Here is a 1,365-nt window from a genome sequence, read left to right as displayed (position 1 = left end):
TGCAAACGCAATCATGATGCCAGCGCAGATGTTGGTTCAGCGCCAACTTACTGCGGCGCTGGTGGCGCATACTGCTGCGCTCGGTCGGCATACGGGCGTGGATACGGCAGCTACGGCCACGACCCTCCGTGGTGCTGCGGCTCAGCGGATCAGGGCTGCAGCGACAAGTGTCAGCAACGCAGCAACAGTTTCGGCTACGTCCTCACTCGCTGCTTATGCAGCTGCTCAGCGTGCGGCCGCGGCATCGTCTGGAGTGTTTGTCGGCGGATTGCGGCAAACCGCAGCGTCGACGGCCATGGCCGGTGCGCGCGTCGGGGCACTGGGTGGCGCGGCAATGTCGGGCTTGAAGTCCGGGGTTTCTGCGGCATCAGCGATGATCGGCGGCCCGTTTGTAGCGGCCGCGGTGGCGGCCGGGGCTGCCCTGTGGGCAGTCAACTCGTCAAGCAACAAGACCGAGGCCGCGCTCGACTCCATACGAACCTCCGCTTCTCGATCGGCGGATTCCTTCAGGGAGTACCGCGCGAGCTTGGACGAAGCTTTCGCCTCGTCGGGCGGCAATGTCAATGGTGGCGTGAAGGCTGCCGTGAAGAGCCAGATCGATTCCATTCAAGGAGATCTGGACTCGGCCGCCAAGAGTATGCCGAGCGCTTGGGACACGATTGTCGGCCACCTGACTCTCGAGGGCATCGGCGAAGTCAACTCAGTCAGGGAAGTCGCTTCTGCCGCAAAGGAAGCACAGGAAGCTTATGCAGCGCTCGGTGTCGAAACTGCCGACGTAAACAAGGGGATCACGGGTTCCCAGGCCGAATGGGATCGGTTGAAGTTCCGGATCGACCAGTCGGGTGAGGCTGGCGCGGAGCTGACTGCGAAATACACGAAGATGCGCGAGGAGTTCGTCGCATCTCAGACATCTGCCAGCAAGGTCAATGACGCACTGAAGGACATTGCTTCCGGTGCGGTCGGCGCCTCCGCTGGAATCGATGGCCTGACGAGTGCGATGTCGACTTGGCGCGGCGACCTCATGACTGCTGAGGAATCTCAGGCGAAGGTCACGCTGGCTTTGAGCCAGTTTGCTCAAGCAGCCGCAACCGCGGGTGGCACTGCACGCACGGCGTCGGGTGAACTCGATCTGACTACTGCAGCGGGCGCTGGCCTGCACAGCCAAATGCAGTCGGTTGCTACTGCGTTCGACATGGCGGGTGCCTCTGCCGCCCAGTCTGCGCAAGAGCAGAAGCTAAATACGTTCGATACGGCCGCTGCCGTCGAGGCTGCCGGACAGAGGGTGCGTGACGAGTTCATCCGTCAGCGCATGGAGGCGGGGGACACGCTTGAGCAGGCGACTGCTCTGGCGAATCAATACAAGTT

Annotated in this window: 1 protein-coding gene; it reads left to right on the top strand. The window is 62.3% G+C overall.

Features of this window, described 5'->3' with window-relative positions; translation table 11 throughout:
• Window positions 1-295 precede the first annotated feature (295 nt).
• Window positions 296-1,365: hypothetical protein (locus tag ACFVXH_RS41305; protein ID WP_387831236.1), on the top strand; the 1,070-nt coding region annotated here is incomplete at its 3' end.

Origin of the sequence: Kitasatospora sp. NPDC058184, from assembly GCF_042883725.1 — a bacterium.
Lineage (GTDB): Bacteria > Actinomycetota > Actinomycetes > Streptomycetales > Streptomycetaceae > Kitasatospora.
The sequence above is the reverse complement of the archived record's forward strand: the minus strand, read 5'-3'. Positions and strand labels throughout refer to the sequence as shown.